Genomic DNA, 21,683 nt, shown 5'->3' with positions numbered 1-21,683 from the left:
GGTCTCCGCGCACGACGAGCTCGCTCACTCGACCCCCTCCGCTGACAGACGGATGCGCGGGTCGGCATAGGCGTAGATGATGTCCACGACGAGATTGCAGATCACGAAGATCGCGACCATCAGAAGCGCAAAGCCCTGGATCACGGGATAGTCGCGGTTGAAGATGGCAGCGACCGCGTATCGCCCGATGCCGGGCCAGCCGAAGATGCTTTCGATGATGAGCGTGCCGCCGATCAGCTCGCCGATATGCATGCCCGTCGCGGTGATGATGGGCAGGAGCGCGTTGCGCAGGACGTGACTGCGCTCCACCCGCCGCTCGCCTAGGCCCCTGAGCCTCGCATAGATCACGTGGCGCTGCCCGGCCACCTCGAGCATGGAGGCGCGCAGCATCCGCGCGTTGATGGCGAGCGACATCAGCGAGATGGCGATGGCCGGCATGATGAGATGCGCCCAGCTTCCACGCCCCATGGCCGGGAGCCAGCCGAGATGGACGGAGAAGAAGAGGACCAGCAGGAAGCCGAGCCAGAAATTCGGCATCGACACGCCGACGAAGGCGACGAGGCGAACGATCTGATCCGGCATGCGATCGCGATGACGCGCGGCCCACATGCCGAGCGGGATCGACACGCAGAGTGTGAGCAGAAGGGCGACGCCGGCAAGCTGGAGCGTCGCCGGCAGATAGTGGAGGAGATCCGGGAGCACCGGTCTGCGCGTCGCGTAGGAGACCCCGAAATCGAGCTGAAGCGCCCCCCGGAGCCAGTCTAGATACTGGACGGCGATCGGCCGGTCGAGGCCGAGAAGGATGCGGGCCTCTTCCAGCGCCTGAGGCGTGGGCGGCACGCGCGACAGGCGCAGGTAATCCAATGCCGGATCGCTGGGGCCGAGGCGCAGCAGCAGGAAGATGACCAGCGAGGCGGCGAACAGCATCGGCACGAGAAGCAGGACGCGCCGGAGGACGAAACCCGCCATGCGTCAACGACCCTCGGGTCGGATGTCCTCGAACGGAATGTCGCTCGCCATGGCTCCGAAGGGGATCGCCCCGAGTTCCGGACGGGCGACCGCCATGATGTTGGTGAAGGTGAGCGGCAGATAGACCGCCTCTTCATGAAGCCGCGTCAGGATGTCGGCATAGAGTGCCGTTCGCTCCGCCTCGTCGCTCGTCGTCAGGACCTCGCCGATCTCCGCGTCGATCTCGTCCTTGTCGGCCAGGCCGAGCTGGGCCTGATAGTCGGCGTGGGAGGGCACCCGCATGGAGGAGAAGAAGGCGTGCGGATCGAAGGGCGCGCCCCATGTCTGGTTGAGGATCATGCCGAAGCGACCGTCGCGCTGGCGCGCGTAGACGCTGCTCTCCTCCTCGCCCACAAGCGTGATGCCGATGCCCACCCGCGCGAGATCCGCCTGGATGACTTCGGCGATCGACCGGACCACCGCGTCGGTGCCGAAGTAGTTCAGCTCGATGACGAGCGGCTCGCCATCGCGCTCCCTGACGCCGTCGCCCTGCGCGGCCCAGCCGGCGTCTTCGAGCAGACGCACCGCCCCTTCCGGATCGTAGGCGTAGGGTTCGAGACCGACATCGGCATAGGGCACGCGCGGCGAGAACAAGGCATCTGCGCGCTCCTGCGTGCCGTAGAGAACCGTCGCGATCATCGTATCCTTGTCGATCGCGTGGTTGATCGCCCGCCGCACGGCAAGGTCGCCTGTCGGTCCGCGATCGGTGTTCAGCGCGAAGACGCGCGTCTCGATCGGCTGCGACAGCTCGGTCGTGAACTGGCCCGCCGCCCTGAAGCGCTCGAAGGTATCGGGCGAAATCGGGCCTTCCGTGCCGTAGATCAGGTCGATCTCGCCCGTCTCCATCGCAACGGCGCGGGTGTTCGGATCCGGGATCACCTTGACGTTCACCTCGTCGAAGGCCGGCTCGTCACCCCAATAGGTTTTGTTGCGCCGGAAGAGATCGTGCTCGCCGAGGCGCGTCTCCTGCAAAACCCACGGGCCGGTGCCGATCGGTGCCTCAATCCCGTCCTTCGTGCCGCCGTCGACGAACTGCGACGGCGCGACAAATCGGAAAGGACGCGGCAGGGCGAGTTCCTCGAGGATCGGATAGTAGGCGTCCTTCAATGTCAGGCGCACCGTTCCGGGGTCCAGAGCTTCCGCCGTCTCGATCTGATTGGCGAGTTCCAGCCAGTTGTGCTGCTCCCTCACCGCCAGCACGGCATCGATGTTCGCGACCACCGCCGCGGCGTCGAACGGCTCGCCGTTCGAGAAGGTGACGCCTTCGCGCAGGTGAAAGGTGTACACCCGCCCATCCTCGGAAATCTCCCAGGACTGGGCGAGCCAGGGGGCCAGCGTTCCGTTACGCTGGTATTTGACGAGGGGCTCGTAAACCATGCTCTGGGCGAACATCTGGTTCGGGGAGTAGAGATGCGGATTGAGCGGGCCGACATTCACCGGCCAGGAGAAGTTCAGGCGCTCGGCAGCCGGGCTTGCGGACAGGGAAGCCGAGAGAATGCAGGCCGCAAGAAAGAGGCTGGGGAACGAGCGCACGACCGTGTCCTGAAGCAATCGTTAGTATGACGAAACAGAAAAATCATCATACTCGTAGGCCGTCCAGCCCTTTCCTGCCTTCGACCCCAGGAGCAATCGATTGCAACGCATGACGATCACCATCGACGACGAATTGATGGGCGAGCTCGACCGGATGATCGAGCGCGACGGTTATCCCAACCGGTCCGAGGCGATCCGGGATCTAACAAGGCTGGGCCTGCGGACGGCCGCACAGAAGGCCGGCGAAGTCGGAGAGTGCGTCGGCGTTCTCAGCTACGTCTACGATCACGAGGCACGGGATCTAGCTCGCCGCCTGACGACATCCCATCACCATCACCGCGATATCTCCGTCGCGTCGCTTCATGTCCATCTGGATGCATCTCGGTGTCTGGAAATCAGCGTGCTCAAGGGACAGGGCGACGAGGTGCGACACTTCGCCGACACGATCATCTCGCAGCGTGCCGTCGCCTATGGCGAACTCAAGATCGTTCCGCAGCCGGGCAGCGCGAGGTGAGGTCAGACCGTCGAAGCGGATGGCTTCAATGGCCAAGCGTGATGGGGCGCCGAACCACCACGCGGCGATGGACGGGCTTCACCATTTTTTCGGCGCATCCTGCAACACCACCGTATTGGGGCTGAAGTCCGCGACGGCGTAGCCTTCTTCCATCGAACGGACCTTCGCTTCCGCAACGCCCGTTCTCGCGCCGGTCGATTCACCGGATCGATCGGCCTTAGGCCACCAGCGCGCCGTTCTTCGCATGCTCAAGGGTAAAGGCGATTGGCTCGTTCGAGACCGGCAGAACCTGTTCAGGCGTCGATGTGCTCAAGTCTGATCGGGAGATCGCGGAGGCGTCGTCCGGTGGCGTGGAACACGGCGTTGGAAATGGCTGCCGCGACACCGACGACTCCGATCTCCCCCACACCCTTCACACCCGCACTGTTCACGAGCCGATCTTCCTCCGGGACCATGATCGCCTGCACATCGATGACGTCGGCGTTCACTGGCAGGAGATAATCCGCAAGGTTCGCGTTGATGTAACTCGCGTTCCGTCCGTCGATCTCACTGTGCTCGTGGAGCGCGGACCCGATGCCCCAGATCATGCCGCCGACGAGTTGACCGTGGGCCGTGCGGGGGTTGATGATCCGACCCGCGGCGAAGGCGCCGATAGCGCGCGGCAGACGAATCTCGCGCGTGCGCGCATGGACGCGAACCTCGACGAACTGGGCTCCCAGGGCGAACTGGACGCGATCGGCAAGATGCACGCCACCGTTGGGGCTCGCCGCTCCACGATAGAGGCGTTGGATGCTGTCCGGCGGGTTGCCGGGGGCGCGCGACTCGGCGAATTCCTCGATCGTTCCGATACCTGAAGCCTCCAGCGCCGACAGAACGTCGGAACCGGCTTCGATGCCGAGGCGCCCGCGGATGGCGTCGCATGCGGCCATGATGGCGGGCGCGACGCTGGCCGTCGACGCCGATCCCCCCGCGACGATGGCGGGGGGAAGGTCCGTATCACCGAGCGCGACCGTCACCCGATCGACGGGAACGCCCAGCTCCTCGGCCGCCACCTGAGCCATCATCGTGTACATGCCCTGGCCGAGTTCGTGCCCCGCGCTCGAGACGTGCACCCGCCCGTCCGCCGAGAGCCGGACACGCGCTGCCGAATCGCCGGCATAGGCCGGATAGAAGGCGCCGGCGCATCCCCATCCGACCAGCCAATCACCATCCCGCATCGATCCGGGCTGCGGCGACCGCCCGCCCCATCCGAAGGCCGCGGCAGCCTCGTCGAAGCAGCGCATCAGCGAGCGGCTCGTGTAAGGCAGACCGCCGACCGGCTCGGTCTGCGTATCGTTGACGCGGCGCAACTCGATCGGGTCCATGTCGAGTTCATAGGCAAGCTCGTCCAATGCCGTCTCCAGCGCGAAGGCGTAGGGCATCTCGCCGGGCGCTCGCATGAAGCCGGGGGTCGAGCGATCTGCAGCAACGGCGTTCACCCGCCCCGCGATGTTCGGGCAGGCGTAAAGCCTCGCCGTCATTGACACCCCCGCCATCGCGACCGTGTCGGCACGCGAGGTCAGTTCCCATCCTTCGTGCCGCATCGCCGTGAGCTGGCCGTCACGGTCGGCCCCCAGCTGGACATGGTGCCGGCTCTCGGCCCGATATCCGGAAACGGTGAAACCCTGTTCGCGCGTCGCAACCAGCTTGACAGGACGTCCGAGACGCCGCGCGGCGACCGCCACCAGCGCCGTGCGCTGCGTCAGGAACCCCTTAGCGCCGAATGCACCCCCGACATAGGTACTGATGACACGGATCCGGTCGGCATCGATGCCGAGTTGCTCGGCCAGCCCGAACTTGACGTTGTTCACGTACTGGCTTGGCTCGTAGACGGTCAGCCGATCGCCTTCCCAGACGCATTGCGTGGCGAAGAGCTCCATCGGGTTCTGGTGTTGCGCTGGGGTGGTGTAGAAGGCGTCGATCGTCACCGGCGCCGTATCATAGGCCGCCGCGAAATCCCCCACCGCAAGGGCCATCGGCTCCAGCTCCTGCGGGCTCGCCTGGTCGGAGTTAAGATCCACGGCCAGTGCGCGATGTTCCTCGTAGCTGACGCCGATCCGGTTCGCGGCCTCGCGGGCGGCCTCGTAGGTTTCGGCGAGGACGAGCGCGATCGGCTGTCCCCAATGGGCGATCTCGGCCGAGCCGAGGGGCAGGACCGAATCCGAAGCGTATCCGCCGGCATAGATGGCCGGCACCGGCCGAACCTGACCGCCGATCGTCTCGTGCGTCAGGATGTCGATGACGCCCGGAACCGCTCTTGCTGCTTCGAGATCGAAGCCGCGAATGGTGCCGCGTCCGATCCGGCTCGTATGAAGATAGGCGTGGACGGTCCGCGCGAGCCGCACGTCGCTGGGGTAATTCGCGCCGCCGGTCACCTTCGCGCGCGCCTCGTAGCGCGGAACGGCCTGACCCATGGTTCCGGTCGGTTCTGGAAACAGGGTCTCGCTCATCATCGAATCTCCATCGACGCAGCCTGAAGGAGCGCGCGCACCAGTGCCGCCTGGCCGATCGTGATTTTGAACGCGTTGTGAGATTGGCGAACCGCGCCCCGAAAAGCCACGAGAGCAGCAGCGCGCGCGGCTTCCTCCGTGAGCGGGCGCCCCTGCAATGCGTCTTCGGCTTCCTGCGCTCGCCAGGGAACGGTCGCGAGCCCCCCGAGTGCGATACGCGCCTCGCGAACCATCCCGTCATCGAGATCCAGTCCGACCGCGACCGAGGCTACGGCGAATTCGTAGGATTGCCGATCCCGGATCTTCAGATAGAGCGACCGGCGCGTCCAGGCGGCGGCTGGAACGATGAACTCCGCAATGATTTCGCCGGGCTCCAGGCTCGTCTCGACATGCGGGGTCGCGTCGGGCCGTCGGTGCAGCGAAGCGAAGGCGATGGTGCGGTTGCCTCGGGGGCCGATGATCGCGACCGAGGCGTCGAGAGCGAGGAGAGCCTGCGCGAAGTCGCCCGGGTATGTCGCGATGCAATCCTCGCTCGTGCCCAGAACGGCATGCATGCGGTTCGCGCCATCGCGCGCGGCGCATCCGCTTCCCGGTGTCCGCTTGTTGCAGGCTTCCCAGGAAGGGTTGCGAAAGTAGGCGCAGCGCGTGCGCTGAAGCACGTTGCCGCCGAGGCTCGCCATGTTGCGCAGTTGCGCGCTCGCCGCAAGCCGCAGGCTCTCCGCGATGACCGGGTACTCGGCAGTAACGTCGGGATGCGCGGCCACCTCGGCCATCTTTGCGAAGGCACCGAGGCGCAGCGAAGAACCATCTCGCCGCACGGCGCCGAACTCGCTGGCAAGAGCGCCGAGATCGATGATCCGGTCGGGACGCACGACATCCAGTTTCATCAGGTCGAGAAGCGTCGTGCCGCCTGCGAGGAACGACGCGGACGATAGCGACCCGGCCGCGAGAATGTTCCGCACCTCCAGCATTGCTTCCGGGGTGGATGACGGTCGTGAGTACTGAAAAGGTCGCATGATCAACCCGCCATTTCGTCGCGCGCCTGCGTGACGGCCGCGACGATATTGGGATAGGCGGCGCACCGGCAGATGTTCCCGCTCATGTACTCCCTGATTTCGGACGGCGAGCCGGCGTGGCCTTCCTGGACGCAGCCGATCGCGGACAGGATCTGGCCGGGCGTACAATATCCGCACTGGAAGGCATCGTGGTCGACGAAGGCCTGCTGCATGGGATGCAGGGCGCCTTCCGGAGCAGCCAGGCCCTCGATCGTCGTGACCTCTCTTCGGCCGACCGAAACAGCAAGTGTCAGGCACGAGAGTTCGCGTCGGCCTTCGACGAGGACGGTGCAGGCCCCGCACTGGCCATGGTCGCACCCCTTCTTGACGCCGGTCAGCCCGAGATGTTCGCGAAGTGCGTCCAGAAGAGTTGTCCGGACGTCGACGGCCACTCGGTGCATCCGGTCGTTCACGTGAAGATCGACGTCGACGGGCACACTGTTATCTTGCGCGGCGGAGGCGCGCCCCGTCGTCTGCGACAATGCCTCGCGTGGAAGCAGGGGAACGGTTCCCGTCAGCGCTGATCCGATAAGGAATCGCCGCCGGTTGGGAGAATGGCCGCTCTTTTCGTCTGGATTGTCGCTCATCTCAAACGATCCGTGTGGTAGAGAACTCAATCGAAGTTCTGATGCTGATGTCTGACATCAACACCGAGAGGAACGCAGAGCGCTATGCAGATCCGATCGCAGTTCGATGCGATCCGATCAGCTCGCTTTCGCAAAGCGCTTGAGTGAGTTAGCAGGCCCCGCTCAGCAGCGGTCTGGACGCCGGTGGTAGGACTGCCTTGCCAGAAGCCTGCCTGGGGCCGATCAATCGAGCGCCTGACGCGATCGGGCGACGGAATCGACTGGGTCGTTCCCAGGATCTTCTCGAAGGCATACGGGCTTGCGGGCCTTCGTACCGGCTATGTGATCTGCTCGAGCCCGGACGTGCGCCGGCTGATCGAAGCGGCGAGGTCGCCCTTTCGACGTGAATGCGGCAGCGCAAGTCGCCGCGACGGCCGCGCTCGCACCGTTCTCCCAGACCATGCGACGATCGTCGCCTGAGCGAAGGTGCGTGACGGCCACCGCTCAGTTCCCGAGAATGGCGGGCAGGTTCAGCCCCTTCTCTCGGGCGCAGTCGAGCGCGATGTCGTAGCCGGCATCGGCGTGGCGCATGACGCCCGTCGCCGGATCGTTCCACAGGACGCGCTCCAGGCGCCGCGCGGCATCGTCCGAGCCGTCCGCGCAGATCACCATGCCCGAATGCTGCGAGAAGCCCATGCCGACGCCGCCGCCGTGATGCAGCGAGACCCACGTCGCGCCGGATGCCGTGTTGAGGAGCGCGTTGAGGAGCGGCCAGTCGGAGACCGCGTCCGAGCCGTCCTTCATCGCCTCCGTTTCGCGGTTCGGCGAGGCGACGGAGCCCGAGTCCAGATGATCGCGGCCGATGACGACGGGTGCCTTCAATTCGCCGTTCGCCACCATCTCGTTGAAGGCGAGGCCGAGCTTGTGCCGGTCGCCCAGCCCCACCCAGCAGATGCGGGCCGGCAGGCCCTGGAAGGCGATGCGCTCGCGCGCCATGTCGAGCCAGCGATGCAGGTGATGGTTGTCGGGCAGCAGTTCCTTCACCTTCGCGTCGGTCTTGTAGATGTCCTCCGGGTCGCCCGAGAGCGCGGCCCAGCGGAACGGGCCGACGCCCCGGCAGAAGAGTGGGCGGATATAGGCCGGGACGAAGCCGGGGAAATCGAAGGCGTTCTCCAGCCCCTCGTCCTTTGCGACCTGCCGGATGTTGTTGCCGTAGTCGAGCGTCGGAACGCCGGCCGCGTGGAAGGCGAGCATCGCCTCGACATGGGTGCGCATCGAGGCGCGGGCCGCCTTCTCCACGGCCTTCGGATCGCTCTCGCGCGTCGAACGCCACTCGCCCATCGTCCAACCGGCCGGCAGATAGCCATTGACCGGGTCGTGCGCCGATGTCTGGTCGGTGACGATGTCGGGGCGGATGCCGCGCGCCACCATCTGCGGCAGGATTTCGGCGGCGTTGCCGAGGAGCCCGACGGACTTCGCCTCCCCGGCGGCGGTCCAGCGCTCGATCATCGCCATCGCCTCGTCCAGCGTATCGGCCCGCTCGTCGACATAGCGGGTGCGCAGGCGGAAATCGATGGAATCCGGGTTGCACTCGATCGCGAGGCACGAGGCGCCCGCCATGACGGCGGCCAGCGGCTGCGCGCCGCCCATTCCGCCGAGGCCTGCCGTCAGCACCCACTTGCCCTTGAGATCGCCGCCGTAGTGCTGGCGCCCGGCCTCCACGAAGGTCTCGTAGGTGCCCTGCACGATGCCCTGCGTGCCGATGTAGATCCAGGAGCCCGCGGTCATCTGGCCGTACATGGCCAGCCCCTTCTTATCGAGCTCGTTGAAATGGTCCCAGGTCGCCCAGTGCGGCACGAGGTTGGAATTGGCGATGAGGACGCGCGGCGCGTCCCTGTGGGTGCGGAAGACGCCGACCGGCTTGCCGGACTGGACGAGCAGCGTCTCCTCCTCGGACAGTTCGCGCAGGGCCGATACGATCTTGTCGAAATCGTCCCAGGTGCGGGCCGCGCGCCCGATGCCGCCATAGACGACGAGCTCGTTCGGGTTCTCGGCCACCTCCGGGTCGAGATTGTTCATCAGCATGCGCAGCGGCGCCTCGGTGAGCCAGCTCCTGGCCGAAAGCTCAGGTCCCGTGGCGGCGCGCACGGTGCGCGCGTTGTGACGACGATCGATGAGGGACATTCTTCAGCCTTTCAGCGCGGGCGCCAGCGCCTCGAGGCGCTTGAGGATCGTGGAGAGGATGGTGCGCAGCGGCTCGGCCTTGTGCGCATCGTAGTCGAAGGGCAGCGTCTCGCTGGCGAGGTGCGTCGCCTGCGCCAACTCCATCTGGATCGCGTGGACGCCATCTTGCGGCCGTCCGTAACGGCGCGTCGTCCAGCCGCCGCGGAACCGGCCGTTGAGGACGCTGGTATAGGCCGGCGCGGCGGCGGCGGTGGCCTCGACGACCGATGCCTCCACACGCCGATCGCAGGTCTTGCCGCCGTCCGTCCCGATGTTGAAGTCCGGCAGCCGCCCCTCAAAGAGGAAGGGGATCTGCGAGCGGATGGAGTGGCAGTCGTAGAGGATGGCAACGCCGTGGACGCCGCGCACCCGTTCGATCTCGGCCGCAAGCGCCTCGTGATAGGGCCTGTGGAACGCCTCGATCCGCCGCGCGATCTCGGCCTCGTCGGGTTCCTCACGCCAGATGGCGTTTCCGTCGAAATCCGTCGTCGGCACCACGCCCGTCGTGTTCTGACCGGGATAGAGGCTGACGCCCGAGGGGTCGCGGTTGGCGTCGACGACATAACGATGGAACGTCGCGCGCACGGTGGTGACCTCCGGCAGGAGGCCGTCATAGAGGCGGTGGATGTGCCAGTCGGTGTCGCGAAGGCGTCGGCCCTCTTCGTTCAGCGCCTCGAACACGTCCGGCGGCACGTCCGTGCCGGTGTGCGGCAGGCCGAGAATGACCGGGGACGAACCCCGTCGGATTTCGAACGGGCTCAAGCGACGCTCTCCAGATTCGGCAGGATGTCCGGCGAAACTGTGCCGGCCAGCGCGCCGGAAGCGACGAGATCGCCCGCCGCCGCGAGATCGCCGGCCATGTACCGGTCCTCGTCGAGCGAGGGCACGACGGCGCGGATCGCCGCATGTGCGCGCGCCAGTTCCGGGGACGTCGTCAGCGGCGCGCGGAACTCCAGCCCCTGCGCGGCCGTCAGCGCCTCGATGCCGACGATGCTGGCAAGGTTCTGCGTCATCAGGAGAAGCCGCCGCGCGCCGTGGCAGGCCATCGAGACGTGGTCCTCCTGATTGGCGGAGGTGGGCGTCGAATCGACGCTAGCCGGATGCGCCATCTGCTTGTTCTCGCTCATCAGCGCCGCGGAGGTTACTTCGGCGATCATCATCCCGGAGTTGAGTCCGGGGTTCTTCGCTAGGAACGCCGGCAGGCCGAAGGACAGCGCCGGGTCGACGAGGAGCGCGATGCGGCGCTGCGCGATGGCGCCGATCTCGCAGACCGCGAGCGCGATCTGGTCGGCGGCGAGCGCCACGGGCTCGGCGTGGAAATTGCCGCCCGAGACGACCGAGCCGTCCGAGAGGATCAGCGGATTGTCGGTGACGGCGTTGGCTTCGATAACGAGTGTTGCCGCCGCCTGCCGCAGAAGGTCGAGACAGGCTCCGTCGACCTGCGGCTGGCAGCGGATGCAGTAGGGGTCCTGCACGCGCTCGTCGCCGGTCAGGTGGCTCTCGCGAATCTCAGAACCCTCCAGAAGCGCGCGCAGCGCACCCGCCGCCTCGATCTGCCCGCGATGGCCGCGCAGCGTGTGGATCTCGGGGTGGAACGGCGCAGATGATCCCATCGCCGCATCGGTAGACAGCGCTCCGGTGACGAGCGCGGCCTGCGCGGCGCGATGGGCCCGGAAGAGACCGGCCAGCGCCAGCGCCGTCGAGACCTGCGTGCCGTTGATGAGGGCGAGCCCTTCCTTGGCGGCGAGCGTCACCGGTTCCAGCCCCGCCGCGCGCAGCGCCTCGGCCGCAGGACGGGCCGCGCCGTCGACGCTCACCTCCCCCTCGCCGATCATCGCCGCGGCCATGTGGGCGAGTGGCGCGAGGTCCCCCGAGGCGCCGACGGAACCCTGACCGGGGATCACCGGCAAAAGCCCCTTCTCCAGCATCGCCTCGATCAGTTCCACGACGACGGGCCGCACACCGGACGCGCCGCGCCCGAGCGAGATCAGCTTCGCGGCCATCACGAGCCGCACGATCTCGGGCGCGAGCGGCTCGCCGACGCCGCAGCAATGAGAGAGAATGAGGTTGCGCTGGAGCGTCTCGACGTCGCCGGGCGCGATGCGTACCGAGGCGAGCTTTCCGAAGCCCGTGTTGATGCCGTAGACGGCCGCATCCCCGCCGGCGATCTCGGCGATGCGTTCGGCGCCCGCCGCGACGCGCGCCGCGCAGGATGGGGCGAGCCTCACCGCTTCCGCGCCGCGATAGATGCGCTCCAGCGTGGCGAGCGACACGGCGCCGGGGTCGAGGACGATGGTCATGCGCAAGGCTCCTTCACCAGCGCGTGGAGCGGATTGAACCCGATGCGATAGGAGAGCTCGGCCGGGCTCTCGACGTCCCAGACCGCGATCTCGGCAAGCTTGCCGGGCGAGAGCGTGCCGATCTCGTCCTGCAGGCCGAGGGCGCGCGCTGCCTCGCGCGTCACCCCGGCCAGCGTCTCCTCCGGCGTCATGCGGAAGAGTGTCGCGCCCATGTTCATGGTGAGGAGGAGTGAGGTCAGGGGCGAGGTCCCGGGGTTGCAGTCGGTCGCGAGCGCCATCGGCACCCCGGCCTCGCGCAGCGCCGCCACGGGCGGTGCCACGCTCTCGCGCAGGAAGTAGTAGGCGCCCGGCAGGAGCGTCGCGACCGTGCCGGACTTCGCCAGCGCCGAGACGCCGGCCGGCGACAGATGCTCCAGATGATCGGCCGAAAGCGCGCCGAACTCGGCCGCGAGCACCGCCCCGCCGAGATCGGAAAGCTGCTCGGCGTGCAGCTTCACCGGCAGGCCGAGCCTGCGCGCGTGGCTGAAGACGCGCCGCGTCTCCTCAATGGAGAAGGCGATCCCCTCGCAGAACGCGTCGACGGCGTCGATCAGCCCCTCGGCCGCGCCCTTCTCCATGCCCGGCAACACCACTTCAGCGATGTATTCGTCCGCGCGGCCCTTGTATTCGGGTGGCAGCGCGTGGGCCGCGAGCCACGAGGTGCGCACGCGCACCCCTCGTTCGGCCCCGAGGCGCCGCGCCACGCGCAGCATCTTGAGCTCGTCTTCGATCGTCAGCCCGTAGCCGGACTTGATCTCGACCGTCGAAACGCCCTCTGCCAGAAGCGCGTCGAGCCGGCGCGCGGCGCTTTCGAAAAGCGCGTCCTCGCTGGCGGCGCGCGTCGCCTTCACCGAAGAGACGATACCGCCGCCGGCCCGCGCGATCTCCTCGTAGGCGGCGCCGTTGAGCCGCATCTCGAACTCGCGCGCCCGGTCTCCGCCGAAGACGAGATGGGTGTGGCAGTCAATCAGCGCCGGCGTCGCGAGCCTCCCGTCGAAACCCTCCGCGCGGACACAGCGCCAGTCGTCAGTGAGATCGGCGGCACGCCCGGCAAAGGCGATCCGGCCGTCCTCGATCGCGATCGCGCCACCCTCTACGAGCCCGTATGGTGCGCCGCCCGGCTCCATCGTGGCCAGCGTCAGATCGGTCAGAAGGCGTCGAGCCACAGGGGTCCTCCGTATCGGTTGAGCCCGAACGCTATTATGTATAGACATATACTGTCAATTGCGGTGTCCGAGGACCAAGCCTATGCGTATCAAGGCCGAACAGGCGCTTCTTCCCGATGGCTGGGCGCAGGACGTGGTTGTCGAGACCGGTGCTGACGGACGGATCGCAAGCGTATCGAAAAGTGCAGACCCGGCAGCAGACATCACCGTGCCAGCGCTTCTGCCGGCCCTTTCCAATCTTCATAGCCACACGTTCCAGCGCGCCATGGCCGGGCTGACGGAAACGCGCGGGCCAGAGGGGCGCGACAGCTTCTGGACCTGGCGCGTCCTGATGTACCGTTTCCTCGACGTGCTGACCCCCGACGAGATCGAAGCGATTGCGGCCTTCGCCTTCACCGAGATGCTGGAGGCCGGCTTCGGCGCGGTCGCCGAGTTCCACTATCTGCACCACGCACCGAGCGGCCTGCCCTATGACGACCTCGGCGAACTGGCCGGACGCATCGCCGCGGCCGCCGGCCAGACCGGCATCGGTCTCACGCTCCTGCCCGTCCACTACCGCACCGGCGGGCTCGACGGGCGCGCGCTAGCGGGTGGTCAGCGCCGTTTCGGCAACGATCTCGACCGCTTCGTCAAGCTCGTCGAGCGCTCGCGCGAGATCCTGAAGGCGCTTCCCTTCGACACGCATATGGGCCTTGCGCCGCACTCGCTGCGAGCCGCTCCCGCCGAGGACATCGCGGCTCTGGAAAAGCTTCTACCGGACGCCCCCTTCCACCTTCATGCCGCCGAGCAGGAAGCCGAGATCGAGGAGGTCCTCGCCGCAACCGGGCGGCGACCGGTCGAATGGCTGATGGACAATTTCGAGGTCGGCCCGCGCTGGTGCCTCATCCACGCGACACACATGACAGGCGAGGAGACGAGCCGCCTTGCACGCTCGGGCGCCGTCGCGGGCCTGTGCCCCGTCACCGAGGGCAATCTCGGCGACGGCATCTTCGAGGGCGTCGCCTTTCTCGAAGAGGGCGGGCATTTCGGCGTCGGCTCGGACTCCAACATCCGCATCACCGCAGGCGAGGAGCTGCGCCAGCTCGAATATTCCCAGCGCCTCAAGCACAAGGGCCGCGCCGTTCTCGCAGAACCCGGCGGCTCCGTCGGCCGGCGCCTCTACGACGGCGCGCTGAAGGGCGGCACGCGTGCGCTCGGACGCGAAAGCGGCGCGATCCGTGAGGGCGCGCTCGCCGATCTCGTGGCGCTCGACCCGGCGCGCTTCGCCGGCTCGGGCAAGGACGACGGCCTTTTGAACGGCTGGATCTTCACGGGCGACGACCGGGCCGTGACGGACGTCTGGTCGGCCGGCCGCCATGTCGTGATGGGTGGCCGTCACCTCTACCGCGATGCGATCGCCGCGCGCTACCGCGCCGTTCTCGCAGATGTCATGGGCCGCCTGTGAAGCCGGCGTCCCGCTCCTCCTTCCGCGCGATCAAGGACGAGATCGCCCGGCGCATCGGCGAGCGCGAGTGGCGGCCGGGCGCGCTCATTCCGGGCGAGGAAGCGCTGGCGGCCGAGTTCGGCGCCGCGCGCGCCACCGTCAATCGCGCCTTGCAGGAACTGGCGCGCGCCGGGCTGATCGAGCGCAAGCGCAAGGTCGGCTCGCGCGTCGCCACCCATCCGGTGCGTGAGGCGCGCTTCGCGATCCCGATCGTCGCGGCCGAAATCGCCGCGTCCGGCGCCGCCTATCGCTATGCACTTCTGTCGCGTGACGAACGCGCCGCCGGCGACGAGGATGCGGCCCGGCTCGGCGTCGAGCCGGGTGAGACGGTGCTGCATCTCAAATGCCTGCACTTCGCCGACGAGCGGCCCTATCAGTTCGAGGATCGGCTGATCAATCCGGCCGCAGCACCCCGCGCGCTCAGCGAAAGCTTCGAGACGCAGGGGCCGAACGAGTGGCTGGTCGCCGCAGCCCCCTTCTCGCGCGCCGAGTTCGCCTTTCTTGCCGCGCTTCCGAACGCGGAAGAGGCCGAGCGGCTGAACGTCTCGCCCGCCGCGCCGGTCTTCGTCGGCGAGCGCCGAACCTGGCTGCTCGCCCGGCCGATCACCTATGTGCGCATGGTGCATCCGCAGACGCACCGCCTGCGCACGGAGCTCTAGGCCTTGTCCGTCTCAATCTCGTTGAAGGCGGCAGGATCTTTCGGCCCGCCGACAAGCCCCTGTATTTCCCGCTCGTCGAGCGTTTCCTTTTCGAGCAGGAGGCGGGCGGTCCGCTCCAGCGTGTCGCGGCGTTCCGTGAGCAGGTCGATCGTACGGTCGAAGGTCTCGTCCACGATGCGGCGCACCTCCTCATCCACGGCGGCGGCGGTTTCGTCGGAATAGCCGCGCTCCTGCGGGCCGTAATACGGCTGGTCGGTGGCCAGGAAGGAGCGACGGTCCTGCTCCAGTGCGACATGGCCGAGCTTCTCCGACATGCCGTAGCGGGTGACGATGGCGCGGGCGATGTCGGTGACCTTGACGAGGTCGTCCGCGGCGCCGGTGGAGAGATGGCCGAACACGATCTTCTCCGCCGCGCGGCCACCGAGGAGCACCGCCATCTTGTTCTCCAGTTCCTCGCGCGTCATGAGGAAGCGGTCCTCGGTCGGTCGCTGGATGGTGTAGCCCAGCGCGCCGATGCCGCGCGGGATGATCGAGACCTTGTGCACCGGATCGACGCCCGGCAGCGCCATGGCGACGAGCGCATGCCCCATCTCATGATAGGCGACGATCTCGCGCTCCCTCGGATTGAGCAGCCGGTTGCGCTTCTCGAGGCCGGCGACGATGCGCTCCACCGCGTTGTTGAAGTCGTCCATGGTCACGGCGTCCGCCCTGCGGCGGGTCGCAAGCAGCGTCGCCTCGTTGACGAGGTTGGCGAGGTCCGCCCCGGTGAAGCCGGGGGTGAGCGCCGCTATCTTCTCGGGCTCGACGTCCCGGGCGAGCTTGGCCTTCTTGAGATGCACACCGAGGATCTGCACACGGCCGGTCTTGTCCGGCCGGTCGACCAGCACCTGGCGGTCGAAGCGGCCGGCGCGCAGCAGCGCCGGGTCGAGGATCTCGGGCCGGTTGGTGGCGGCCAGCAGCACGAGGCCCGTCGAGGAATCGAAACCGTCCAGCTCCACCAAGAGCTGGTTCAGCGTCTGCTCCTTTTCGTCGTGGCCGCCGGCCATCGGTCCGATGCCGCGGGCGCGCCCCAGGGCATCGAGCTCGTCGATGAAGATGATGGCCGGGGCTTTGGCCCGCGCCTGCTCGAAGAGATCGCGCACCCGCGCGGCGCCGACACCCACGAACATTTCCACGAATTCGGAGCCGGAGATGGAGAAGAAGGGAACACCGGCCTCGCCGGCCACGGCCTTGGAGAGCAGCGTCTTGCCGGTGCCGGGAGGGCCGACGAGCAGGATGCCTTTCGGCATCCGCCCGCCCAAGCGGCCGTAGCCTTGCGGGTCCTTGAGGAAGTCGACGATCTCCTTGAGTTCGTCCTTGGCTTCGTCAACGCCCGCAACATCCGAGAAGGTCACGCCGGTATCCGACTGGACATAGACCTTCGCCTTGGACTTGCCGATCTGCATCAATCCGCCGCCGATGCCGCCGCCCATGCGCCGGAGCATGAAGATCCAGATGCCGATAAACAGCGCCACCGGAACGACCCAGGAGAGGAGGTCGCGCAGGAAGGTGCTCTCGATCTGCCCCGTGACAACGACACCGTGTTCCTGGAGTTGCCGCGCCAGGTCGGGTTCGACACGGGTGGTGACGAACATCGGCCGGCCGTCGACGGGCTCCCTGAACCGCCCCTGGATGAAGCGATCCGACACTGCCACGTCGGCGATCTGGCCCTGCTCGAGATAGGTCTCGAACTGGCTATAGGGAATTTGAGCCACCTGCGTGGCCGTGGTGAACAGATACTGGAAGGCCATCAGGATGAAGAAGGCGGCGATCCAGTACCAGATGTTGAACTGCGTCTTGTTGTTCACGTCCATCGTGCCCCCGCTCCGTTATCGCACGACCAGCAGAAGCCGGGCGCCGTTGCGGATGATCTCCAGCGCCAGTGCGGGCCTCTGGCCCGCGATCGCGCGTCGCAGTTCGGCCAGCGACGAGACCGGTGACCGGTTCACCGTCACGATCATGTCGCCCTGTCGGAGGCCGTTTCGCGCCGCCGGGCTGCCGGGCAGGATGCTTTCAACCACGATGCCCGCAGCGCCGGCCTGCTGCGCCTCGCCGGGTGAAGCATTCCTCATCCGGGCCCCATCCAGCGGCGTGGCGGACAGGTCGGCGGACGCGCCGGGATCTCCAGCAATGGTGACGTCGATGGTCTCCTCGGCATCGCCGCGCCGGATCGTCAGGCCGACAACGCTGCCCGCAGGCGTGAGGCCGATGCGGTTTCGCAGATCCGTTGCGCTCCGCACGGGATGTCCGTCGACGGCGGTGACCACATCACCCACTTGCAGTCCGGCTTCTTCGGCCGGCGAGCCGGGTTCGATATTGCCGATCACCGCTCCGCGGATCTCCCCGAGCCCGAGCGCCTCTGCCAGGTCCGGCGTCAGATCCTGGATGCCGATACCCAGCCTGCCGCGCTGGACCTCGCCGTGCTCGATCAACTGGTTCATGACGGACACCGCCATGTTGCTCGGCACCGCGAAGCCGATGCCGATATTGCCTCCGGCGGGTGTGAGGATCGCCGTGTTGATGCCGATGAGCCTGCCATCCAGCGTGACCAGCGCACCACCGGAATTTCCCGGGTTGATGGAAGCGTCCGTCTGGATGAAATCCTCGTAGCCGTCATTGCTCATGCCGCTGCGGCCGAGCGCGCTGACAATACCGGAGGTCACCGTCTGCCCAAGGCCGAACGGATTGCCGATGGCGACCACGTAGTCGCCGACCTTGAGGCGGTTCGAATCGCCGATCTCCAGCGCAGCGAGATTGCTGCCTTCGATCTTCAGAAGGGCGATGTCCGTTGCCTGGTCCGAGCCGACGAGTTCGGCGCTCATACTGCGCCCATCCTTCAGCGTGACGGTGATCTCGCGCGCGTTCGCCACCACGTGATGGTTGGTGAGCACGTGGCCTTCGGCCGCATCGACGATCACGCCGGAACCGGCGCTCATGCGCTGCCGCGGCGGGGACGCGTCGGGAAGGTCGAAGAAGCGTCGGAAGTACGGGTCGTTGTAGAGCGGATTGGACGTGCCGGGCGTTTGCGAAACGACCGAGATGTTGACCACGGCGGGCGTGACCCGTTCCAGCACGGGGGCAAGGGTGGGAAGCTCTCCCGCGATACCCGGCACGGTCTGCCCCACAGCGGCGAACGGCAGCCCTCCCGCCAAAGCAAAAGCTGCACACAACGCGATGACGGCGGGGCGCAGGGCTGGGATCTTCCTGAACATGAGCGATCTCCGTTTGACCAGACGGTTGCTTCCTCCTTTCCGCCTGGCGTCGGACGGAGGCGTAAAAGACGGCCCGGCGGAGAGGCCGGGCCGGTTACGAAATCATGCTGTCGAGAGTGGACGGTTCGTCGTGAACCACAGGCTGGTCGCTGCGATGATGACGACCGCGAGGCCGGCGATCACATGGGCCCACATCGGGGCGGCGACGGCCTGGAAACCGAGGGCCCACGGTGCGATCACCGTCCAGAGGCCAAGCCCGAGATTGGCCCATTCCTCGACCTCATGGAACGCGAAGAGTGCAGCAATCGCGATCAGGGTAATGGCGGCCCCGCCGACCCAGGCATTCCACGCAGCATAGGTTTCGGCCGCGTATCCAAGATACCAGGGCGACAGCAAAAGACCGAGACCGGCGACCACATTCACGCTGTCGAGCACGGCCCGCTTATCGGAAGACTGAGAGTTCAGCATCGTTCCGTTCCTCCTTGTCGGTTGGGCTGCGTCAGCAATGGACCGTCTCCCGCGAGGGGAAGGCGGATGCGGCGGCAACAGCCTCGCTCGAGCCGCCGCAAAGCCGGGGAACGGAATCGGCAGGCGGAAGAGATGGCCTTCCGCCCTGTCCGCCAGAAACGCTGCGAGCTCGCTAGGCGCGAACATGCCCGCTGCGATCTCATACAGCGCCACCTCCCTCGCGCCGGCATCGCTCTTGTCGAGCCTCGGCTCGACACCGCGACCGAGCGCCCGGCTGCGTGCGGCAGCGGCAAGCGTCAGCGCAAACCGGTTGGGCAGAACCTTCTGGCAATCAAAGACGACATACGGATCCATCTCTTCACCTCATGCCGCCATTCGCGTGCCCGAATCGTTCCGATCGGCAGCCTCGCGTTCCAGCGTGAGCAGCGCCTGCTCGACCTCGCCGAGGCGTGTGGGCCGGCCGTTTTCAGGCATCCCTTCGCTGGTCGCCTGATCCATCAGGTACTCCGTCCACGCCCAGTTCATGAGGAGCGATCGCTTGGCCTCCAGCGTCAGCGCCGGGTCGCGGACCACGGCCATGGGCGTTGGCCAGCTTTCCGGACCGGAGGGATCGTTGCGGTTCGCCGCGCCATTGAGGGCGCGACCGTAACGTTCCTGGAGATCCGAAAGCCCGAGCCGCTCGAGCGTCGCGTCGCAGAAGGCAGGCGTCGAACCGCCGCTGCGTGCGGGCGTCCCGCCAGCGCGTTCGCTGCCGCCGCTTCTGCCCTGCGCGCCCGCGGTCTGGATGACATAGGCAAGGCCCTGCCGCTCCGCGTAGCGGACGGCCGACTTGAGCGTCGGAAAGCGCAGCTCGATCTGGGTCAGCGTATCGTCACCGCCCGTGTAGCCCATGAGCGGTTCAATGAAGGGCGCGGTGAGTCGCTCGAAGACCAGGCGCCAGCCCTTGGTGCGCGCCTTGCCTGAAGTCGTCACCGCGCGCGAGGGCTTGAAGATGCGCGCGACCGCACCGTCCGGGAAGGCCCGGCGTACCAGCGAAAGAGGCGTGTGCCGGTTGTCGTTGGAAGGCGTTGCGTGCGGGACATGCGGTTTCGTGGTTTCGTGTACGTGTGTGAAACTGTCCATCATTTCCATCCCTCCCTTTATGCGGCGAAGGATACCGTCGGCGGCCGCCAGATGGCCCACCGCCGACGGCCCGCCCCGGGTCAGCTCTTGATGGCGATGCGCTTGACCTGCGACTGTGCCTTCTCGCTCTTGGGCAGCGTCACGGTCAGGACGCCGTTCTTGAACCGGGCGTCGACCTTGTCCTCCTGGACCTCGTAGCCGAGCGGAATGCGACGCTCGAAGCGGCCGTAGAAGCGCTCGGAGAACTGCTTCTCCTTGTCCTCCGTTTCCGACCGTTTCTCGCCCTTCAGGGTCAGCACGCCGTCATTGAGCAGGACCTCGATGTCCCTCTCCTCCAGGCCGGGCACCTCGGCCGTCAACTTGATTTCCTTCTCGCCATCGGAAATCTCGACGGTCGGCCAGTCTCGGCCGAAACCCGCCAAGCTGCCGACGGACGGCAGGCCCGAGCCGAAGCCGCGGAAGACGTCATCGAACAGGCGGTTCACTTCACGGTGCAGCGACAGGAACGGGTCGCGATCGCTTTCGCGAAACGCTCGGGGCCTGATTGCCATTGCTTCGGCCCCAGGGGATCAGATCACGGACACTCATTGTTTCTCTCCTTTCCGTTCATTCGATAGGCAAAGCTTTCCTGCCGGCGCCGGGCGGTGCCCGACGCCGTGCGCGGAGTGCGCTGGTGGAAGGGCCTTAAGCGGCCTGCTGCTCAGCCTCGATCTGCTTCGTCTCGATCTCGTGCGACGCCTCGCCGGCCGCGATCTCGATCCGGCGCGGCTTCATCTCTTCCGGAATCTCGCGCTTGAGATCGATCGTCAGCAGACCGTTGACGAGGCGGGCATTCACGACCTTGACGTGGTCGGCCAGCTCGAAGCGACGCTGGAAAGCGCGCCCGGCAATGCCGCGATGCAGATACTGGTCGTTGTCCTCGTCGGCTTTCTGACCGGACACCAAAAGCATATTCTGCTCCTGGGTGAGGGTCAGTTCGTCCTGGCCGAAGCCGGCTACCGCCATGGTGATGCGGTAGTCGTCATCGCCAAGCTTGGCGATGTCATAAGGGGGCCAGTTGTCGATACTCTCGACGCGGCTCGCAGCCTCGAGCGCGTTCAGCATCCGGTCAAAGCCGACGCTCGACCTGAATAAAGGAGAAAAATCGAAAGTGGTTCTCATAGCCACATCCTCCGTTGAGCAACATGGTACAAGTTCTCGTGCCGCCGGATGCTGTCGCATCCACTCGGCATCCCGACCCCGAAAGGGCGTCAGGCGGCAGCGATTTAGTTTCAGCCAATTTGCGGTTCAAGGCCCCCCTCAGACGAAAGTTATAAGACGAGTTGCAGCAGTCCCCGACGTGTTCGTCGAGCCGATCGCCTCGAAACTCTTCCCAAAAAATCCGGGCGTCGCACCGACCCCTCGTCCGGATCACTGCGCTGAAGGGCGAACCGAGCGGGCCAACGCTGCGTTCGATCTGGCCCCGTCGCAGGGAACCAACCCCGGCGCAGTCGATCCCCCGAAAAAGTTGAAGCGTTCGCGCGGGTGATGAACGAATTTCTGAGGCAGAGCGACGTATTGGCGCTGAAAACCGCCCTGTGATCGTTCCTCGGCAGTGTCGGCGGCAGCGACAAGACTATCCGGATCACCGGCAGCAGGGAGCCCTCGTTGCGGCCGTCACCGGACAGGATCCTCCGCGTCTCAATGTTCGTGGTTCTGTACTGAAATGGCGCACCCGACAGGATTCGAACCTGTGACCTCTGCCTTCGGAGGGCAGCGCTCTATCCAGCTGAGCTACGGGTGCCGAATGCGGCTGGCGCATCCGCGT

Annotated in this window: 18 protein-coding genes, 1 tRNA gene and 1 pseudogene; 4 read left to right on the top strand and 16 right to left on the bottom strand. The window is 66.7% G+C overall.

Going from position 1 to position 21,683, the window contains the following annotated elements:
- Positions 1-24: 24 nt before the first annotated feature.
- A complete protein-coding gene (gene nikB, locus H1343_RS01615; protein ID WP_185984246.1) occupies positions 25-969 on the bottom strand; it encodes a nickel ABC transporter permease subunit NikB in 945 nt (314 codons plus the stop codon).
- A 3-nt stretch (positions 970-972) separates the two neighbouring features.
- Complete coding sequence (nikA, locus tag H1343_RS01610) at positions 973-2,541, bottom strand: nickel ABC transporter substrate-binding protein (RefSeq protein ID WP_185984245.1); 1,569 nt, start codon at positions 2,539-2,541, stop codon at positions 973-975.
- Positions 2,542-2,641: 100 nt separating this feature from the next.
- Between nikA and nikR the strand changes: the two genes are divergently transcribed.
- A complete protein-coding gene (nikR, locus tag H1343_RS01605) occupies positions 2,642-3,055 on the top strand; it encodes a nickel-responsive transcriptional regulator NikR (protein WP_185984244.1) in 414 nt (137 codons plus the stop codon).
- Positions 3,056-3,348: 293 nt separating this feature from the next.
- On the opposite strand, the gene H1343_RS01600 is transcribed toward nikR, so the two are convergent.
- From H1343_RS01600 to H1343_RS01590, 3 genes are read right to left on the bottom strand one after another with little or no spacing between them, the layout of a single operon-like run.
- The gene (locus H1343_RS01600; protein ID WP_425484617.1) at positions 3,349-5,547 is read right to left on the bottom strand and encodes a xanthine dehydrogenase family protein molybdopterin-binding subunit; all 2,199 of its coding nucleotides are present in this window, start codon (positions 5,545-5,547) and stop codon (positions 3,349-3,351) included.
- Positions 5,544-6,560, bottom strand: coding sequence for an FAD binding domain-containing protein (locus tag H1343_RS01595; RefSeq protein WP_185984242.1), 1,017 nt, complete (start codon positions 6,558-6,560; stop codon positions 5,544-5,546). The genes H1343_RS01600 and H1343_RS01595 overlap by 4 nt, the downstream gene beginning before the upstream one ends.
- 2 nt (positions 6,561-6,562) lie before the next feature.
- Complete coding sequence (locus tag H1343_RS01590; RefSeq protein WP_185984241.1) at positions 6,563-7,186, bottom strand: (2Fe-2S)-binding protein; 624 nt, start codon at positions 7,184-7,186, stop codon at positions 6,563-6,565.
- Between the two features lie 183 nt (positions 7,187-7,369).
- Between H1343_RS01590 and H1343_RS17130 the strand changes: the two genes are divergently transcribed.
- On the top strand, positions 7,370-7,645 hold the full coding sequence (locus tag H1343_RS17130; RefSeq protein WP_343048889.1) for an aminotransferase class I/II-fold pyridoxal phosphate-dependent enzyme: 276 nt from the start codon (positions 7,370-7,372) through the stop codon (positions 7,643-7,645).
- A 24-nt stretch (positions 7,646-7,669) separates the two neighbouring features.
- On the opposite strand, the gene hutU is transcribed toward H1343_RS17130, so the two are convergent.
- Genes hutU through hutI form a run of 4 tightly spaced genes read right to left on the bottom strand, consistent with a single transcriptional unit; the run spans position 7,670 to position 12,854 of the window.
- Complete coding sequence (hutU, locus tag H1343_RS01585; protein WP_185984240.1) at positions 7,670-9,349, bottom strand: urocanate hydratase; 1,680 nt, start codon at positions 9,347-9,349, stop codon at positions 7,670-7,672.
- Between the two features lie 3 nt (positions 9,350-9,352).
- Positions 9,353-10,150 carry an N-formylglutamate deformylase gene (gene hutG / locus H1343_RS01580; protein WP_185984239.1) on the bottom strand — a complete coding sequence of 266 codons (798 nt, stop codon included), beginning with the start codon at positions 10,148-10,150 and terminating at the stop codon, positions 9,353-9,355.
- Positions 10,147-11,688 (bottom strand): histidine ammonia-lyase, encoded by a 1,542-nt coding sequence (hutH, locus tag H1343_RS01575; RefSeq protein WP_185984238.1) that lies wholly within the window; start codon positions 11,686-11,688, stop codon positions 10,147-10,149. Before hutH ends, hutG begins: the two co-directional genes overlap by 4 nt.
- Entirely contained in the window at positions 11,685-12,854 is a 1,170-nt protein-coding gene (gene hutI / locus H1343_RS01570; RefSeq protein ID WP_218624081.1) for an imidazolonepropionase, read from the bottom strand. The genes hutH and hutI overlap by 4 nt, the downstream gene beginning before the upstream one ends.
- A 121-nt stretch (positions 12,855-12,975) precedes the next feature.
- Here hutI and H1343_RS01565 point away from each other — a divergent pair, with 121 nt between their 5' ends.
- Complete coding sequence (locus H1343_RS01565; protein WP_185984236.1) at positions 12,976-14,337, top strand: formimidoylglutamate deiminase; 1,362 nt, start codon at positions 12,976-12,978, stop codon at positions 14,335-14,337.
- A complete protein-coding gene (locus H1343_RS01560) occupies positions 14,334-15,035 on the top strand; it encodes a histidine utilization transcriptional repressor HutC (protein ID WP_185984235.1) in 702 nt (233 codons plus the stop codon). The genes H1343_RS01565 and H1343_RS01560 overlap by 4 nt, the downstream gene beginning before the upstream one ends.
- Here the strand turns inward: H1343_RS01560 and ftsH are convergent.
- The 7 genes and pseudogenes from ftsH to H1343_RS01520 form a co-directional block, all read right to left on the bottom strand.
- Positions 15,032-16,888: an ATP-dependent zinc metalloprotease FtsH gene (ftsH, locus tag H1343_RS01555; protein WP_185984234.1), complete on the bottom strand. Its 1,857-nt coding sequence runs from the start codon at positions 16,886-16,888 to the stop codon at positions 15,032-15,034. The two genes, H1343_RS01560 and ftsH, sit on opposite strands and share 4 nt — an antisense overlap.
- A gap of 15 nt (positions 16,889-16,903) precedes the next feature.
- Positions 16,904-18,286, bottom strand: a complete 1,383-nt coding sequence (locus H1343_RS01550) for a DegQ family serine endoprotease (RefSeq protein ID WP_185984233.1) — start codon at positions 18,284-18,286, stop codon at positions 16,904-16,906.
- A 102-nt stretch (positions 18,287-18,388) separates the two neighbouring features.
- Positions 18,389-19,108 (bottom strand): SPW repeat protein, encoded by a 720-nt coding sequence (locus H1343_RS17170; RefSeq protein WP_425484616.1) that lies wholly within the window; start codon positions 19,106-19,108, stop codon positions 18,389-18,391.
- A 9-nt stretch (positions 19,109-19,117) separates the two neighbouring features.
- Positions 19,118-19,876 (bottom strand): NADH dehydrogenase ubiquinone Fe-S protein 4, encoded by a 759-nt coding sequence (locus tag H1343_RS01535; RefSeq protein WP_246333475.1) that lies wholly within the window; start codon positions 19,874-19,876, stop codon positions 19,118-19,120.
- An 80-nt stretch (positions 19,877-19,956) separates the two neighbouring features.
- Positions 19,957-20,464, bottom strand: a pseudogene (locus tag H1343_RS01530) (Hsp20/alpha crystallin family protein).
- Between the two features lie 96 nt (positions 20,465-20,560).
- Positions 20,561-21,037 carry an Hsp20 family protein gene (locus tag H1343_RS01525; RefSeq protein WP_185985414.1) on the bottom strand — a complete coding sequence of 159 codons (477 nt, stop codon included), beginning with the start codon at positions 21,035-21,037 and terminating at the stop codon, positions 20,561-20,563.
- Between the two features lie 545 nt (positions 21,038-21,582).
- A tRNA-Arg gene (locus H1343_RS01520) sits at positions 21,583-21,659 on the bottom strand.
- Positions 21,660-21,683: the final 24 nt, after the last annotated feature.

Origin of the sequence: Aureimonas mangrovi, from assembly GCF_014058705.1 — a bacterium.
GTDB lineage: Bacteria > Pseudomonadota > Alphaproteobacteria > Rhizobiales > Rhizobiaceae > Aureimonas > Aureimonas mangrovi.
Note: the sequence above shows the minus strand (reverse complement) of the source record. Positions and strands in the feature narration are given on the sequence as shown.

What these genes read in the sequence shown, in the direction of transcription:
- nikB (WP_185984246.1), bottom strand. Translation starts at nt 969, where the DNA reads ATGGCGGGTTTCGTCCTCCGGCGCGTCCTGCTTCTCGTGCCGATGCTG.
- H1343_RS01600 (WP_425484617.1), bottom strand. Translation starts at nt 5,547, where the DNA reads ATGATGAGCGAGACCCTGTTTCCAGAACCGACCGGAACCATGGGTCAG.
- H1343_RS01595 (WP_185984242.1), bottom strand. Translation starts at nt 6,560, where the DNA reads ATGCGACCTTTTCAGTACTCACGACCGTCATCCACCCCGGAAGCAATG.
- H1343_RS01590 (WP_185984241.1), bottom strand. Translation starts at nt 7,186, where the DNA reads ATGAGCGACAATCCAGACGAAAAGAGCGGCCATTCTCCCAACCGGCGG.
- hutU (WP_185984240.1), bottom strand. Translation starts at nt 9,349, where the DNA reads ATGTCCCTCATCGATCGTCGTCACAACGCGCGCACCGTGCGCGCCGCC.
- hutH (WP_185984238.1), bottom strand. Translation starts at nt 11,688, where the DNA reads ATGACCATCGTCCTCGACCCCGGCGCCGTGTCGCTCGCCACGCTGGAG.
- hutI (WP_218624081.1), bottom strand. Translation starts at nt 12,854, where the DNA reads ATGGAGCCGGGCGGCGCACCATACGGGCTCGTAGAGGGTGGCGCGATC.
- H1343_RS01565 (WP_185984236.1), top strand. Translation starts at nt 12,976, where the DNA reads ATGCGTATCAAGGCCGAACAGGCGCTTCTTCCCGATGGCTGGGCGCAG.
- ftsH (WP_185984234.1), bottom strand. Translation starts at nt 16,888, where the DNA reads ATGGACGTGAACAACAAGACGCAGTTCAACATCTGGTACTGGATCGCC.
- H1343_RS01550 (WP_185984233.1), bottom strand. Translation starts at nt 18,286, where the DNA reads ATGTTCAGGAAGATCCCAGCCCTGCGCCCCGCCGTCATCGCGTTGTGT.
- H1343_RS17170 (WP_425484616.1), bottom strand. Translation starts at nt 19,108, where the DNA reads ATGGATCCGTATGTCGTCTTTGATTGCCAGAAGGTTCTGCCCAACCGG.
- H1343_RS01535 (WP_246333475.1), bottom strand. Translation starts at nt 19,876, where the DNA reads ATGGACAGTTTCACACACGTACACGAAACCACGAAACCGCATGTCCCG.
- H1343_RS01525 (WP_185985414.1), bottom strand. Translation starts at nt 21,037, where the DNA reads ATGAGAACCACTTTCGATTTTTCTCCTTTATTCAGGTCGAGCGTCGGC.